The sequence below is a fragment of the Galbibacter sp. BG1 genome (assembly GCF_013391805.1).
GTDB lineage: Bacteria > Bacteroidota > Bacteroidia > Flavobacteriales > Flavobacteriaceae > Galbibacter.
Genome location: NZ_CP058364.1, coordinates 164604 through 181396 on the forward strand (window position 1 = coordinate 164604; position 16793 = coordinate 181396).

Below are 16793 nucleotides of genomic sequence, written 5' to 3' on the forward strand. Positions count from 1 at the left end.
ATCCTAAAGCAATTACATTTCTTCTAGATGACTAGGAACTTTAATAACTAGGATACTTTGGTATGATATCTAGTTTGAATTATCTGTAGGTGGATTAAATAGCAGCCTTGAAGATATTTCTATTCGCCCAAGGTGTTTAAATACAAGGCTAAAATTAAACCGATGGCGGTTGCTAATCCCGTCCAATATTTATCCTTTTTGAATGCTTTTGGAAAAACTTCTGTAGCGAGGGAGGCCGCAACGGCTCCACCTGCAAAGCATTTTATGTAATTCAAGTATTCTTTTGGAACATCGGCTAATAAAAAGTGTCCCAATAGTGCAGAAATTGAAAGTATAACTGCCGTGCCTACCCAGAGTAGAAGTACTTTCTTTTTTGAAATGTTATTACTTGTCATTTCTTTGGAACCACCTGCGGCTTCAGGTAAATTGGACAATAAAATAGATCCCGATAAGGCAGCTACAGAAAGTGGACTTGCCCCAATAAGTGCAACTCCTAAAGCAAGATTTTCTGGAATTCCGTCTAAAGTAATGGCAGCAAGTAAACCACCTCCACTTTTAGAACCCCATTTTTCCTTTACTAGATAGTCTAAAATGGTAAATATAACGGCGCCAGCGAAAACCATGGATAAGGTAATAGCTATTGAATCTTCCTTAAGTGCAGGATGTATTAATTCCAAGAGTGCAGATACCAAAAGTGCTCCACCAGCTAAGGCTACCAAAAAGCCTTCAAGACTATCGGACATGTGTCCATAAATACCCCATACAGCTCCAATAATAAGTGCGCCCGAAACTATAAGAATTACGATAATTGTCATCATATTAATTCGTATTTTTAGTTACGTTACTATTTTTCAATACCAACTCCGCATAAATTGGAAAATGATCGGAACCTATTTTTGGTAATCGTTCGAGTTTTTTTAATTGAAATTCCTCCGTCACAAATACATGATCCAACGGCCAGCGTGTTAAAAAATTCTTTGCATTGAAACTGTTGTAGAAACCCCTACCAACCCTTACATCATAAAGTATATTTTTTGTTTCAGTCAAATCGTCTACGTAAGACCAAACAACATCATTTAAATCCCCTGCAACAACAGTTGGATACTTTCTTGCTTCAATTCTTTTCCCTAATTTTTTAAGAGCATTTTCTTGTTGTCCAGCATTGTCGGGTAAATCCTTAAAATGTGTAGGGGGCACAGGATGGAGCGTGTGGAAACTAATATACTTTCCATTGGGAAGGGTAACCGTACTTTCAAAGGAAGGCACTTCTTTATGCGTAAGGTAATCCACTTCCACTTTTTTCAACGGAAATTTACTGAACAATACCATCCCATAGGCAACTTCGTTAATGGTGTGTTGAGAATAGGGATACTCATTTTTCAAAACCTTCAGTTCTTTGTTCCATGACGCATCAACCTCCATCATTAAAATTAAGTCTGGTTCTTTTTTTTCAATTACTCCAAGTAAGGCCTTTACTTTTTTATTTGTCATTTTCACATTGGAAAGTAAAATGCTGAATTGCCCATTGGAAGATTTTATATCCCTTGCCCACTGTACTTCCACTGGCACCATGCTTGTATAATTGATTAAGAAAAAACTATTTATAAACAATCCGCTTAAAAGTCCACAAATAATTAGATAGTCAAACCATTTCCATTTTTTTAGTAGCATTAAAAGTGCCAGGAAGCTAATTATTGAAATGACGAAAAATTGAATCCGAGGAAAATCAAGCATTTTTAAATAACGAATCTCAGAATTTCTAAATGCAGAAAGGATTGAGCATAACGCCACAACTACAGAAATCACGTAAAGAATGATTATGAGGACTTTTTTCAATTTTTTTAGTTTAGAGCTTTCATTTATTTAAGTTAAGAAATAATGTGGTAGTTAATTTATAATTGCTCTAATTAATTTATTTTTAATAATTAAGACATTACTAACCAAACTATTGGAAATCTAAAAACAACTTAATAATAGAGCATTCTGTCCTGCCGGATCTGTGCATATGAACAAAAAAAGCTGCCCCAATTAAGAGACAGCTTTTGTATTTTATTTAAAAAGTACTCTAGCTTATTTTAGCACTTCCTGTACTTTGTCTGCAGCTTCTTTAAACTCAATAGCCGATTGCACTGCCAATCCTGAATTATCGATCAATTCTTTAGCGATATCTGCATTGGTTCCTTGTAAACGTACAATAATTGGAACTTTAATAGCATCACCCATATTTTTGTAAGCATCTACAATACCTTGCGCCACACGGTCGCAACGTACAATACCTCCAAAAATATTTACCAAGATAGCTTTTACGTTAGGATCCTTTAAAATCATTCTAAAAGCCGTTTCCACACGCTTTGCATCTGCAGTTCCCCCAACATCCAAGAAGTTTGCTGGTTCCCCACCTGCCATCTTAATTAAATCCATGGTAGCCATTGCCAAACCAGCACCGTTTACCATACATCCAACATTTCCGTCAAGATTTACAAAATTCAAGCCCGCTTCTTTAGCCTCAACTTCAATAGGATCTTCTTCTCTAAGATCTCTCATTTCAGCATAATCTTTATGACGGTAAAGGGCGTTATCATCTATAGTTACTTTAGCATCAACGGCCATGATTTTATCATCGGATGTTTTCAATACCGGGTTGATTTCAAATAAAGAAGAGTCAGATGATTCGTAAGCTTTATAAAGTGCGGTAACAAATTTTGTCATTTCTTTAAAAGCCGTTCCGCTTAAACCTAGGTTAAAAGCAATTCTTCGTGCTTGAAAAGGTAACAATCCTGTCGCAGGGTCTACTTCTTCATTAAATATTAAATGAGGTGTTTTTTCAGCAACCTCTTCGATATCCATTCCACCTTCGGTAGAATACATGATCATATTCTTTCCTTTGCTTCTATCTAAAAGTACCGACATGTAAAATTCTGAAGTTTCGCTATCTCCAGGATAATAAACATCTTCTGCTACCAATACCTGATGTACTTTTTTCCCCTCTTTGGATGTTTGAGGAGTAACCAAGTTCATCCCGATTATATTTCCAGAAATTTCTTCTACTTCTTTAAGGTTTTTAGCAAGCTTAACTCCACCACCTTTTCCGCGTCCACCGGCGTGCACCTGTGCTTTTATTACATGCCACCCGGTTCCGGTTTCTTCTGTTAATTGTTTTGCTGCTTCAACTGCTTCTTGTGGATTTTGTGCCACAATACCTCGCTGAATGCGAACTCCAAAACTTGCTAATATTTCTTTTCCTTGATATTCGTGTAAATTCATAACGATACGTTGTATAATTTAAAGCGGAACAAAAGTAACAAATGGAGTTTAATAAACCCAATCTGGATATATTTTTTTGAAGGTGAATGCCAGAATTATACAATTACAGACACGGTTTGAAGCAGTAAAGGAAGGAATGACGATGGAATTTAAAAATAGAAGTTGTAATTGTTAGAATTTTAAAGGATCGAAATTTCTAAAATGTCCATTTAACTGAATTCTTTTTTTAGTCTCATTGATCTGTTCTAAAACTGGAATCACCTTTTGCAAATGGTTTTTTATGAACAGCAACCGTTCACTTTCACTCGGCAATTGAAGCAGTTGGTATTCCTGTTCTAAATTCAAGCCCAGCTTATGGGCAAAAAGAAAACTTTTAAATTCATTGGGCTCCATGGGTTCGATGGGCATATCGATATTTCGATACATACGATATACCAAATCCAACACCTCCTGTTGAGTTTCTATGGTCGCATCATCTATATTCTCCATGAAATGCACCTCTCCCCCAGCGTACAATTTGTTGGGAATGGGATTAAAAAACTTTTCAATCTTAAATGCCCTAACCCCACTGCAAATAATGTCTAAACTACCATTTTCGTATTTCTTTACAATTTTATCGATGGAAAGTTCGGTTCCAAAACCTAATTCCCCATTTATATAGGTAGGAATCCCAAAGTTTAAATTTCGCCGGACACAATCTTTAACCAATTGCTTGTACCGTTCTTCAAAAATGTGAAGTGGCAACCGCTCCGTTGGGAAAACAACGGTTTGTAAAGGAAATAACGGAATTATACGACTCATGAGTGATTGAATTTTAATACGATAGCAAAAAACTTAGGTTTCGATTTTTGCTGAAATTGATGTAAATAAATCCTTTCTTTTCTTTAAATTTACAAAAAATAAAACGAGAACCACGTATGATCGCGGTTTTCAAGATTGTTACAAATATAACATCGTGTTTTATTTTTATTTTTTTAATCAATTTTCTTTTACATCCTTCGGCTCTTTAATAATTTTGCCGTCTAAATTTTGATTTATGAATAATAGCGACCTTTTAAATGTAGCCAAGGAGTTTGGTAGTCCGGTATACGTTTACGACTCAGAAAAAATTGTTTCTCAATACAAAAGGCTTACTTCTGCCTTTAAAAATGTGAAACATTTAAAGTTGAATTATGCCGTAAAGGCGCTATCCAACGTGTCTATATTAAAACTTATGAATTCTATGGGAAGCGGGCTCGATACCGTTTCTTGGCAAGAGGTACAATTGGGACTTATGGCTGGTTTTAAGCCAGAAGACATTATCTTCACCCCCAATGGTGTTTCCTTGGAAGAAATAGAAGAGGTTGCTAAATTGGGCGTACAGATAAACATAGACAACCTATCAATACTGGAGCAATTTGGTACAAGAAACCAAGATATTCCAGTTTGCATTAGAATTAATCCGCATGTTATGGCGGGAGGGAATTCCAATATTTCCGTTGGACATATCGACTCTAAATTTGGGATAAGTATTCACCAAATACCGCATATTTTAAGAATTGTAGAAAATACTGGGATGCGCGTAAACGGTATCCACATGCATACAGGGAGCGATATTTTAGATATTGAAGTCTTCCTGTATGCTTCAGAAATATTATTCGATACAGCCAAGCATTTTGAAGATCTAGAGTTTATAGATTTTGGTAGTGGCTTTAAAGTGCCATACAAAGAAGGGGATATCGAAACCAATGTGGAAGAATTGGGTAAAAAACTCACCAAACGTTTCAATAACTTTTGCAAGGAGTTTGGCCGCGATTTAACCTTGGCTTTCGAACCTGGTAAGTTTTTAGTGAGTGAAGCCGGTTTTTTTCTTGCCAAAGTAAATGTGGTAAAGCAAACTACTTCTACTGTATTTGCAGGGATCGATTCGGGGTTCAATCATTTAATTAGACCGATGCTTTATAATTCTTACCATAGAATTATAAATATTTCCAATCCTAAAGGTAAAGAACGCTTCTACTCTATCGTTGGGTATATCTGCGAAACCGATACTTTTGGCAGCAACCGCCGTATTACCGAAATTTCTGAAGGGGATATCTTATGCTTTAAAAACGCTGGGGCTTACTGTTTCTCCATGGCTAGTAATTACAATTCGAGATACAGGCCAGCAGAAGTTTTATGGTACAATGGTAAAGCTCATTTAATACGCAAATCGGAAACTTTAGACGATATTATAGCAAATTTAGTGGAGCCTAACATTCCAGAATTTAACAAAAAAGAAATGGTGGATCAAGCCTAATCTAATAAACAATATATCAAACCCGATTCTTTCGGGTTTTTTTATGTCTTTAAATATTCCCGCTTCCCGTTTTCGTTTTCTAAGCTGATATTTCACTATATTTAGCCTTTAAAATTCAAAAAAAAAAGGGAAAATAGAAATGAAAAACCTCCTCATCTTACTTACAATCTTCTTTCTTTCTTCGGGAGCGATGGCACAAGAAATAGAATGGATGTCCTGGACAGAAGCCGTAGAGAAAACTCAAACCGATAAAAATCCGAAAAAGATTTTTGTGGATGTCTATACCGATTGGTGCGGGTGGTGTAAAAAAATGGACAAAGACACCTTTAACAACCCAGAGGTAGCCGAATACATGAAAGCAAATTTTTATATGGTTAAGATGGATGCCGAAAGTAAAGAGGATGTGGTTTATAAAAACAAAACCTTTAAATATGTAACGCAAGGAAGAAACGGTTACCATGAATTGGCAGCGGCGCTATTGCAAGGTAAAATGAGTTTCCCAACCGTTATATTTTTAAATGAAAAACAAGAAATCCTCTCCCTCGTACCCGGGTATCAAAAACCCCAAGGATTTTTAAAAATTGCCAAATATTTTGGGGACGACATCTACAAAGACAAAGACTGGAAAGCATACGATGCTGAAAAAAGCTAATATTTAACCTCCAACTACCTATGATAAACAACCTTCCAAAAATTTTAATAGTCTCTTTTATCAGTTTACTGATCGGTTGTGCTTCCGAAGAGAAAAAAGAAAATGAAGAAGCTTCAGCAGAAGCCATTTTAAATCCGCTTGAAAAGGCCCTTAGCAGCAAAGACACACTTATTGCTAAAGTGATGGAAAATCCAGAGGACTACGAATTGCAGATTATCTTTACCGAGATCAACCGTGGAGATAGCAAAGTAACTTTTAAGGATTACAGCTACCAAGTTGATGACTCTGTATATTTCTATCCAGCAAGTAGTGTAAAATTTCCCATTGCGGTTCTCGCCCTCGAAAAGTTAAATAAAGATGCGCGCTTTAACAGAAAAACTCCTTTTTACATAGAAGGGGATAGTGTAGAAACTACTTTCGAAAAAGAAATCAATAAAATATTTGCGGTAAGCGATAATGATGCTTACAACCGCCTTTATGAATATTTAGGTAAAGATTATATCAACAAAATATTACATGAGAAAGGCTTGGAAGCTGTGAGAATAAGTCACCGTCTTTCCATACCCAACGCCAATGATCTTGAAAACAAACCGCTGCTCTTTAGGGTAAACGATACGCTTACAGAAATTCCTGGTAGTGTTAATTCACCCATCGATACGCTTCGTATTAAAAGCCTTTATAAAGGAAAAGGATACACACAAGGTGATTCTTTAATTAGCCAACCGATGGATTTTTCATTAAAAAACTATCTTCCGGTAACGACCCTGCATCATATTATGAAGAGGGTTATATTCCCAGAGAATTTTTCTGAAAAAGAGCAATTTCACTCAAGTGAAGATGATCGTAGTTTCCTTCTAACATCCATGTCTTCCCTTCCAAAAGAACATGGCTACGATCCCGAGGAATATTACGATAGCTACGGGAAGTTTTATATGTATGGCGATAGCAAAGACACCATCCCAGACCATATAAAAATCTACAACAAAGTGGGTTATGCCTATGGCTATTTAACCGATTGCGCGTATATAAAAGACACTAAGAACAATGTTGAATTCTTGGTTACTACTACCATTCATGTAAATAAAAACAAAATTTACAACGATGGTTTGTACGAATACAAAGAAGAAGGCATCCCATTTCTGGCCGCATTGGGAAGGGAATTATACAACATCGAAAAAAACAAGGAATAAAATGAGAAAAAGTATATCCATTTTGTTTTTTATACTGCTAATAACTTTTTCTATTTCAGGTAAGATGAATGCACAGGAATTTAATTTAGAATTTGATCACCATGCCATATTGGTACAGGATTTAACGGAAAGTTCGAACTTTTACTTAAACATTATCGGTTTAAAGGAAATTGAAAACAAGACTCAAAAAAAACACATCCGTTGGTTTTCTTTGGGAGGAAAGACATCCTTACACGTAATCGAGGATAAAACACATAGTGTCCCTGATGTAAAAGGTGTTCATTTTGCTTTGAGCACTAAAGATTTAGACGGATTTATAGCACATCTAAGGAATAATAAGGTGAACTTTGAAAATTGGCCTGGCGAACCAAACACTACTAATACCCGTCCGGATGGCGTGCGTCAAATTTATTTAAAAGACCCTAACGGCTATTGGATTGAAGTGAACGAAAACTAAAAAAATTATCGTTTATGGACATAAGCATCAACATCCAAAAAGAAACCGTTCTTTCCGATAATTGGTATGTCCTTAAGAGAATTGACTTCAGTTTTAAAAACAAGAAAGGAGAATGGAAATCGGTACATCGCGAAGTATACGATCGAGGTAATGGAGCGGCAATTCTTTTATACAACAAACTAAAAAAAACAGTTATTCTTACCCGGCAATTTAGAATGCCCACTTATTTAAACGACAATTCCAATGGAATGATGATTGAAGTACCAGCCGGTATTATCGAAAATGAGGATGCAGAAACTTCCATTATTAGGGAAACGGACGAAGAGACTGGTTACAAAATACAGGAAGTAACAAAAGTAATGGAAACTTACACGTCTCCCGGAGCTGTAACAGAACGACTCTATCTTTTTGTAGCGGAATATAATGATAGAATGAAAGTTCACGAAGGCGGCGGACTGGAAAGTGAAAATGAAGAAATAGAGGTTTTTGAGATTTCCTTTGAAAAAGCCTTGAAACTCATCTCGGAGGGTACCATAAAAGATGCCAAAACAATTATGTTATTGCAGTATGCAAAACTGGAAAATCTTATTTAGAAAATCCTGTTAAAAGCAAAAGCCAGGCTATTTTAACGTTTTCAATAGCCTGGCTTTTTATATTGTAAAAAGATTTCTAAATTTTTAATCCTGCCTTACATTCCCTCGAATTTGTTCCTCCTCGGTAATGTAATTGGATAAATTTATAGCCGTTTCTATTAGCGCTAGATGGGAATATGCCTGCGGAAAATTCCCTAATAATCTTTTTGTTTTAAAGTCAATATCTTCACTAAACAACCCTAGATGATTACTGTAAGAGAGTAATTTTTCAAAAAGTTCCACTGCCTTATCGTGTTCCCCAATTTTATTCAATGCGTTGATATACCAAAAAGTACAAATGGTAAAAGAAGAAGAAGGTAAGCCAAAATCATCCTGATTTTTGTACCTGTAAAGAAGTCCGTCATTGCTAAGTTCTTCACCAATAGCCTTAACAGTATTTATGTAACGTTCATCTTTTGCATCTATAAATCCATAAGGTTCCATTAAAAGTACAGAAGCATCCATATCTTTAGAACCGTAGAATTGGGTAAATGCCTGCACCTCCTCATTCCAAGCGTTTTTATGGATATCTTCCCGAATTTCGGTTTCCAAAGCTGTCCATTTTTCAATTTTCCTGGTTTTATTCAGCATTTTAGCTACCCTTAAGGCTTTATCTACCGCTACCCAGCATAGAACTTTTGAAAAGGTAAAATGTTTCTCTTCCGTACGGAATTCCCAAATACCCTTATCAGTTTCACGCCAGTGTTTATTTACCACCCATACAATTCCTTTGGTAATTGTCCATAAATCCTCACAATTTTCCAATTGGGTATTAAACTTCATAAACTGTTCATAAATAACGTCCATGAGTATTCCATAGATATCATTTTGACGCTGCTCATAAGCGGCATTCCCTATTCTTACCGGCTTAGATCCCTTATATCCGCTTAAATGGTCTAAGGTTTTTTCGGTAAGTGTTTTCTCCTTGTTAATACCGTACATAATCTGCAATTTTTCATCTTTATCCGGTATTAGGTCGATAATAAACTGAAGAAAACGTTTGGCCATGTTTTTGTGGCCCAATTCGGAAACCACCTTAATTACCATAGAAGCATCGCGGATCCAGCAGAAACGGTAATCCCAATTTCTTACCTCCCCAATAGTTTCTGGAAGCGAAGTGGTAGCTGCTGCCAATACAGCACCCGATTTATCATAACTAAGCATTTTTAAGGTTAAAGCACTTCTTAAAATTTCCTTATTGTATTTTTTATAAGTTGGGGTTCGTTCCGACCAGTTCAACCAGTAAACCTTAGTTCGCGAAAGTTCTAAAAATGCCTTGTTTACTGTTGGTACAAATATTTTTTCATTATACCCCACCAAAAAGTAACCATCGCTTTCTATTTCAATTTCTTCACCTTCAGCAACTTTGTTTTTATCAAAACTCGTGTATAAAAATAAGGTATCGAACTTTTCCTTATCAGTTAAGCTTACTATAAAGTCTTCTTTAACATAGATGTTTGTAACGCCCAAAGCATATTCCAATTTGGGTTTATAATCCACTCGAAATTTTGGGGTTCCCTTGATATACTCAATGTACCTGATAATATCCGGAGGAGAGTTATAGCCACCATCTTCCTCATAATACCTTGGCATAAAATCCCAAACGGTAAAGGCATCATTTCCGTTTGAAAAATGAGTTTTCAGCACACTTGTATTTTTATAGTATTCTTGGGTAATGGTATACGAATCGTCTACCTTAAAACCAAAATTCCCACCAATCTCTTCATCTAAAATTTTAGCGAATACAGAAGAAGAATCAAATTCGGGTAAACAACACCAGTCTATCGATCCCGTTTTAGAAATTAAAGCAGCGCTTCTGCAATTTCCAATGATTCCATATTCTAAATTATTCATATATATTATTTATTTTGATAATTATTTTATTGGAGCTTCTAAAAGCAAAACAGCTATTTCTTTAGATTAGTACAATCTTCTTTTCCCTTTTTATCCCTAAAAAGTGTTCTGCTATTCTGGTAACACGGCCTAAAAAAGCTTTCAATATCCATTATAAGAATATTGGAATAATTTATCCACATCCTTATATTAATTATATTTTTTATAACGTTTAAGACCTAATTATTCCTTAAATTAACGAAAATCTTATTTGTAAACCAATATTCTCATCTTAAATGAAACTTAATAAATAAATACATTTCGATTATGATAAAATCCTACTTGTTTTTATCCTATTATCGTAAAAATAATCATAAATAAAAATCAACTTAAAAAAAAGAAAAACAGCAACCAAAAAACTATGAGTAAGACAATTATTGTTTCCAACCGATTACCGCTTCAAGTAAAACTTAATAACGATGAGCTAGAGATTACTCCCAGCGTAGGTGGTTTGGCAACTGGAATGAAATCGGTGCACAAAGACGGCGGTGGAATTTGGATTGGATGGTCTGGACTTACAGACGAGGAACTGAATAGCGAACTAGAGGCAAAAGTAGATAAAGCCGTGGCCAAGGAAAACTGTGCGGCGGTTAACCTCTCCCAAAACGATATTGATAATTTCTATTACGGTTTTAGCAACCGAACACTTTGGCCGTTGTTCCATTATTTCATGGAATATACCGAGTTTGAAAAGGACTTTTGGGAATCTTACAAGAGTGTGAACCAGAAATTTGCCGATGTAGTAATCGATCATTTGGAAGACGGCGATAAAGTTTGGGTACACGATTATCAACTGCTATTATTACCGCAACTTATAAAAGAAAAAAAGCCAGATACTTCCATAGGTTTCTTTTTGCACATCCCCTTCCCCTCCTATGAAATTTTTAGGACTTTCCCCTGGCGGGAAGAATTGCTTACGGGAATGTTAGGGGCAGACCTTTTAGGGTTCCACACCTATGATTACGAGCGTCATTTTTTAAGCTCTATAAAAAGAATATTAAGGTTGGATGTAAAATTCAACGAAATTGTGTACCACGATAGAATTGTAAAGGTGGACTCTTTTCCAATGGGAATCGATTATAAAAAATTTCATGATGCTGCGGTCCAGCATACCGAACTGCAATCGAAGGATCGATCGGAATTACAACAGCGATTAGACGACCATATTCAAGCTTCTGAAGATACTAAGCTTATTTTATCCATAGACCGGCTCGATTACACCAAAGGAATCCCAAACCGAATTCGCGCATTCGAGTATTTTTTAAATAAATATCCGCAGTTTAAAGAGAAAGTGAGGTTGATCATGCTTTCGGTACCTTCACGATCCAACGTCCCCCAATATCAGTTACTTAAAAAAGAAACCGATGAATTGGTGGGAAGAATTAATGGACAGTTTGCAACCGTTAGTTGGACCCCCATTTGGTACTTCTATCGATCCATGCCCTTCGATAATTTAATAGATCTCTATACCTCTTCGGATGTTGCCCTAATTACACCAGTTAGGGACGGAATGAATTTAGTGGCCAAAGAATATGTTGCTACCCGCACCAATAAAGACGGGGTGCTTATTTTAAGTGAAATGGCAGGGGCTTCCAAAGAAATGAATGAAGCACTACTGATAAATCCTAACAATTTTGAAGAAATTGCCGATGCCATAAAGCAGGCATTGGAAATGCCAAAAGAAGAACAAATATCTAGAAACACAATTCTCCAGAGACGTTTGGAGCGTTATAGCGTTGAAAAATGGGCTACGGAATTTATGAAATCCCTCGACGCCACCAAAAATTTAGGTCAGGTTATCGTTTCGGAAAGATTAGACGAAACACTACAAAACCAAATGTTTACCGATTTCAAAAAAGCTAATAGCAAACTTATTCTCTTGGATTACGACGGTACACTTTCCGGTTTTCAAGACAACCCGCAAAATGCCAGCCCAGACGCCGATCTTTTAAAACTTCTGGATAAGGTTAACGACTTACCAAATACAGATATGGTTATAATTAGCGGCAGGGATAAAGAAACCTTTGAAAAATGGTTTGGTCTGAAAGATTATTCCCTTATAACAGATCATGGGGTATGGCTTAAAAAACACGATAAGAACTGGGAAGCCCTAGAGCGCATCAAAACCGAATGGATGGAAAACATCCGACCGATTTTGGAAACTTTCGTAGACCGAACGCCGGGAACCTTCATCGAAGAGAAGAAATATTCCCTTGCTTGGCATTACAGAAAGGCCGATCCAGAATTGGCACAAATAAGAACCATCGAACTGAATACGGTACTTACCAGTTTAATTTCCAATAACGATCTTACTGTTCTTAAAGGAAATAAAGTCATCGAAATTAAGAGTAGCAGCGTTAACAAGGGACGTGCCGCTTCTAGACTCTTATCGGCTAAAGATTACGATTTTATTTTTACCATAGGAGACGACTGGACCGATGAATATATGTTTGAGGAAGTTCCCGACGATTCTTATACCGTGAAAGTTGGCTTTAAAAAAACGAAAGCTAAGTACTATGTAAAAGACACTCAGGAAGTACGAACCATTTTAAACAAGTTTACTCAAAACTAGTATAATAAAACATCTTTATACAACCCGTGACGTTGAAAAAACGTCACGGGTTTTTAGTTTATATGCTATCCATAAAAGGATTACATCGATTATTTCTTGTAGCTTGTAGAAATTCCCTTAATTACAACATAACTTTTTATAAATTAGATAGATAAACCAATCTAAACAACCAATAAGGCTTCATTGCTTCTAGTTGGTTGTTGTATTTTTGTATGAAACTGACCCAAATGTGTGCGCTACTTATTACTGTGGTATCTTATGCCCAGTCGCCTACCGAGGTTTATATTTTTGATATGGATTCCAGCTATAGGCTTACCAATCCCGTTAATATTTCCAACAATCCAGAAGTTTACGACAATCAACCCTATTTTGTGGACAACCATACGCTTTTATACGTTTCCACCAGAGATGGACAGACCGATATAAAAGCAGCAGATTTAAAAAAAGGAATCCAAGAATGGATAACCAATACTCCCGGTAGTGAGTATTCCCCGGAAGCACCATCAAAGTCAACTTACTCCGCCATACGCCTGGATAATGACAGTATTCAAAGTTTATACAACTACAATAAAAACAATGGAGGTTACAACGAGCTAATTAAAGATCAAAAAATAGGATATTATACATGGTACGATAAGAATACCATAGTCTCCTTTATTGTTGCGGAACCTTCAGAATTAAGAGTGAACAACCTCAAAGAAGGTACCAGTTTTACTTTCAAAGAAAACATTGGACGTTCCGTTAAAAACATTCCAAATACCAAACTAATAAGTTATATCGACAAGAGTAACGAACCTTGGGAAATTTATTCGTTCGACCCGATATCTGGAGAGAGTGCTTTTATAGCAAATACCTTGGAAGGTTCAGAAGATTTAGTTTGGACACCCAACGGGGTGCTTCTAATGGGACAAAATGAAATTCTTTACAAATACGATCCAAAAAAGGAACAAAAATGGATACCGGTGACATCCCTTGAATATTTTAACCTTAAAGATATTTCGCGCCTGGCCGTGAGTCCGAATGGGAAAACAATCGCCGTGGTGGTAGGAGAAGATATTCCCGAACCGCCAAAACCACCTAAGAATGCTATCGTAGACATAGGGATTGTGGTAACGAACATGGAAAAATCATTAGCCCTCTATAAAGATGTATTGGGTATGAAAGAAGTAAATGCCTTCACCATTGATAAGGATTTTGGTAAAAAATCTGGTTTAACCAGCGGCCTTTCAACCGATGTAAAGGTGTTACAAATGGAAGAGGGCGAGCAATCTACCCAACTAAAACTTATGACGTTTGGGAAACACAAAGATTGGTATCCAGACTATATTCAGCAGGACCTTGGCGTTCAATACATTACCATTCATGTTGACGATATTGCCCCGTTTCTCGATAGAATCAAAAAATACAAAATTAAGCTTCTCGGAGAAACACCCATCTCTTTAGGCGACGGCAGGCAATTTGTACTCATTAAAGATTACGATGGTACGTTTATCGAAATCATCAGTAAGCCTAATGGTTAAACTTCAATTAGCGACCTAAATATACCTCGCATAACGATCCGTTTTTTTATCTTTAAGGTTTAAACGCTAATAAATCTTATGAAAAAAATTATATCGCTTACGCTGTTGCTTACAGCCACAATTTCATTTTCCCAAACCGACGCACGTATTTACGATATTATAGAAAACATTTCTTCAGAAAGAATAGAAGCGGATATTACCAAACTCGTAAGTTTTGGAACGCGACATACCTTAAGCGATACAGTTTCTAAAACACGAGGAATTGGAGCGGCAAGAAAATGGATAAAAAGTGAGTTTGAAAATATTTCCAAAGATTGCAATAAATGCCTGGATGTTTTTTATCAGAAGAACTTTGTGGAAAAAGGAGCCAATGAGCGCATTACAAAAGATGTCTGGATTAACAATGTAGTTGCGGTTCAAAAAGGTATAAAGTATCCAAACCGCTACATTATTATGAGCGGTGATATCGATTCCAGGGTTTCCGATGCCAACAACTACACTTCCGATGCTCCCGGAGCCAACGACAATGCTAGTGGTATGGCAGGAACTATAGAAGCTGCTCGTGTGCTTTCTCAATATAAATTCGACAACAGTATTATCTACGTAGGCTTATCGGGTGAAGAGCAAGGTTTATTTGGGGGTAAGGGATTGGCCGAATATGCCAAAGAGAAAGGCTGGCAAGTTATTGGTATTTTTAACAATGATATGATTGGTAATATTAAGGGTGTTGACGGGATTATTAGCAATACCGATTTCAGGATTTTTTCAGAACCTGTCCCACCTACGGAAACAGAACGGGAAAGAACATTGCGCCGATTTTATGGTGGTGAAGTAGATGGGATTTCCCGTCAATTGGCACGATATGTTCATAAAAATGTAGAAACTTATATGCCGGAGATGAACCCCATGCTTATTTACAGGTTAGATCGTTTTGGACGTGGCGGGCACCACAGACCGTTTAACGATGCTGGTTTTGCCGGAATTAGAATTATGGAAGCGCATGAAAATTATACCCAACAGCACCAAGATATACGCACCGAAGATGGGATTAAATACGGCGACCGACTCGAATATGTAGATTTCGATTATGCCGCAAAGCTTACTGCGGTGAACGCCATTAATCTAGCGTCTATTGCCTGGGCCCCGCCCGCTCCAGAAAAAGTAGCTATCGGTGGGATTGTGGAAGCTTCTGCAAAACTAGAATGGAGCAAAGTAGCCGGTGCTAAAGGATATAAAATCTATTGGCGCGATACCACCTCCCCTACTTGGGATCATTCGCGTTATGTTGAAGACGTTACCTCATTTACACTCGAAGGTATTGTAATTGATAATTTCTTTTTTGGTGTTGCCGCTGTTGGTGAAAACGGACACGAAAGCGTGGTTGTTTTTCCAAATGCGATTATAAGGGACTAAAACCCAGCTGCTATTTGTTTAATTTTCAATATCTTTAGGTTGATTCACAAATTAAATCATAATGAGAAATAGTATCCTGTTATTGTTCGCTTTTTTAGCGCTTTTTAGCTGTAAGACAGAAACAAAAAAAGAAAAAGATCAAGTTGCGGAAGCGGTTTCAGAAATAAGTGAAGAATTGGCGGAATCGCAACGTCATCACGAATGGGTAGATTTAAAAAGGGAAAACGGAACGTTTAAGGCTTTCGTCGTCTACCCTGAAAGCAATGTTTCTACCGATGCGGTTATTGTTATCCACGAAAACCGAGGATTAAACGATTGGGCACGGTCTTTTGCCGATAAATTGGCCGAAAAGGGATATTTGGTTATCGCGCCCGACCTTATTTCCAATACCGTGGAAGGCATTGAAAAAACAACCGATTTTGAAAATAGTGATAAAGCCAGGGAAGCCATTTATGCTTTAGATGCAGATCAAGTAACTAAAGACCTAAATACCGTTTTTAATTATATAAAAAATGACCCTTCGAGTACCGGCAAGGTTTCCGTTGCCGGTTTTTGCTGGGGAGGTTCGCAGAGTTTCCGGTATGCTACCAACAATACTGAGGTACAAAAAGCCTTTGTTTTTTACGGTACCGCTCCAGAAGATAAAACCATGTTGAAAAAAATCACAGCACCAGTTTATGGTTTTTATGGTGGAAATGACAACCGAGTAAATGCTACCATTCCCGCTACCAAAGAAGCTATGGAAAAATTCAATAAAGTCTATGAAACTGAAATTTACGATGGCGCCGGACATGCTTTTATGAGAAGCGGAGCAGCTCCCGATGCAGATTCTGCAAATAAAGTGGCACACGATAAGGCGTGGGAACGACTTTTAAAATTGTTGAAATAAAATTAAAGATTGCCTAAAACCTATTTTTTTAAC

General features: G+C 36.8%; 14 protein-coding genes. 9 read left to right on the plus strand and 5 right to left on the minus strand.

Features of this window, described 5'->3' with window-relative positions:
* Positions 1–119: 119 nt before the first annotated feature.
* The 4 genes from HX109_RS00640 to HX109_RS00655 all read right to left on the minus strand — a co-directional run bounded on the left by HX109_RS00640 (position 120) and on the right by HX109_RS00655 (position 4065).
* Positions 120–818 carry a ZIP family metal transporter gene (locus HX109_RS00640; protein ID WP_178949298.1) on the minus strand — a complete coding sequence of 233 codons (699 nt, stop codon included), beginning with the start codon at positions 816–818 and terminating at the stop codon, positions 120–122.
* Between the two features lies 1 nt (position 819).
* Positions 820–1671: an endonuclease/exonuclease/phosphatase family protein gene (locus HX109_RS00645; RefSeq protein ID WP_255462724.1), complete on the minus strand. Its 852-nt coding sequence runs from the start codon at positions 1669–1671 to the stop codon at positions 820–822.
* Between the two features lie 399 nt (positions 1672–2070).
* The gene (gene sucC, locus HX109_RS00650; RefSeq protein ID WP_178949299.1) at positions 2071–3264 is read right to left on the minus strand and encodes an ADP-forming succinate--CoA ligase subunit beta; all 1194 of its coding nucleotides are present in this window, start codon (positions 3262–3264) and stop codon (positions 2071–2073) included.
* 171 nt (positions 3265–3435) lie between these two features.
* The gene (locus HX109_RS00655; protein ID WP_178949300.1) at positions 3436–4065 is read right to left on the minus strand and encodes an LON peptidase substrate-binding domain-containing protein; all 630 of its coding nucleotides are present in this window, start codon (positions 4063–4065) and stop codon (positions 3436–3438) included.
* 235 nt (positions 4066–4300) lie between these two features.
* Between HX109_RS00655 and lysA the strand changes: the two genes are divergently transcribed.
* The 5 genes from lysA to HX109_RS00680 all read left to right on the plus strand — a co-directional run bounded on the left by lysA (position 4301) and on the right by HX109_RS00680 (position 8434).
* Complete coding sequence (gene lysA / locus HX109_RS00660; RefSeq protein WP_178949301.1) at positions 4301–5542, plus strand: diaminopimelate decarboxylase; 1242 nt, start codon at positions 4301–4303, stop codon at positions 5540–5542.
* A 139-nt stretch (positions 5543–5681) separates the two neighbouring features.
* Positions 5682–6194 (plus strand): thioredoxin family protein, encoded by a 513-nt coding sequence (locus tag HX109_RS00665; RefSeq protein WP_178949302.1) that lies wholly within the window; start codon positions 5682–5684, stop codon positions 6192–6194.
* A 20-nt stretch (positions 6195–6214) separates the two neighbouring features.
* Entirely contained in the window at positions 6215–7384 is a 1170-nt protein-coding gene (locus HX109_RS00670; protein WP_178949303.1) for a serine hydrolase, read from the plus strand.
* Position 7385: 1 nt separating this feature from the next.
* Positions 7386–7841, plus strand: coding sequence for a VOC family protein (locus HX109_RS00675; RefSeq protein ID WP_178949304.1), 456 nt, complete (start codon positions 7386–7388; stop codon positions 7839–7841).
* A gap of 14 nt (positions 7842–7855) precedes the next feature.
* A complete protein-coding gene (locus HX109_RS00680; RefSeq protein ID WP_178949305.1) occupies positions 7856–8434 on the plus strand; it encodes an NUDIX domain-containing protein in 579 nt (192 codons plus the stop codon).
* Positions 8435–8518: 84 nt separating this feature from the next.
* On the opposite strand, the gene HX109_RS00685 is transcribed toward HX109_RS00680, so the two are convergent.
* The gene (locus HX109_RS00685) at positions 8519–10327 is read right to left on the minus strand and encodes a glycoside hydrolase family 15 protein (protein WP_178949306.1); all 1809 of its coding nucleotides are present in this window, start codon (positions 10325–10327) and stop codon (positions 8519–8521) included.
* Positions 10328–10727: 400 nt separating this feature from the next.
* Here HX109_RS00685 and HX109_RS00690 point away from each other — a divergent pair, with 400 nt between their 5' ends.
* The 4 genes from HX109_RS00690 (at position 10728) to HX109_RS00705 (ending at position 16760) form a co-directional block, all read left to right on the plus strand.
* Entirely contained in the window at positions 10728–12938 is a 2211-nt protein-coding gene (locus tag HX109_RS00690) for a bifunctional alpha,alpha-trehalose-phosphate synthase (UDP-forming)/trehalose-phosphatase (RefSeq protein WP_178949307.1), read from the plus strand.
* 227 nt (positions 12939–13165) lie between these two features.
* Positions 13166–14458, plus strand: a complete 1293-nt coding sequence (locus HX109_RS00695; protein ID WP_178949308.1) for a VOC family protein — start codon at positions 13166–13168, stop codon at positions 14456–14458.
* 78 nt (positions 14459–14536) lie between these two features.
* Positions 14537–15871 (plus strand): M28 family metallopeptidase, encoded by a 1335-nt coding sequence (locus HX109_RS00700; RefSeq protein ID WP_178949309.1) that lies wholly within the window; start codon positions 14537–14539, stop codon positions 15869–15871.
* Between the two features lie 61 nt (positions 15872–15932).
* A complete protein-coding gene (locus HX109_RS00705; protein WP_178949310.1) occupies positions 15933–16760 on the plus strand; it encodes a dienelactone hydrolase family protein in 828 nt (275 codons plus the stop codon).
* Positions 16761–16793: the final 33 nt, after the last annotated feature.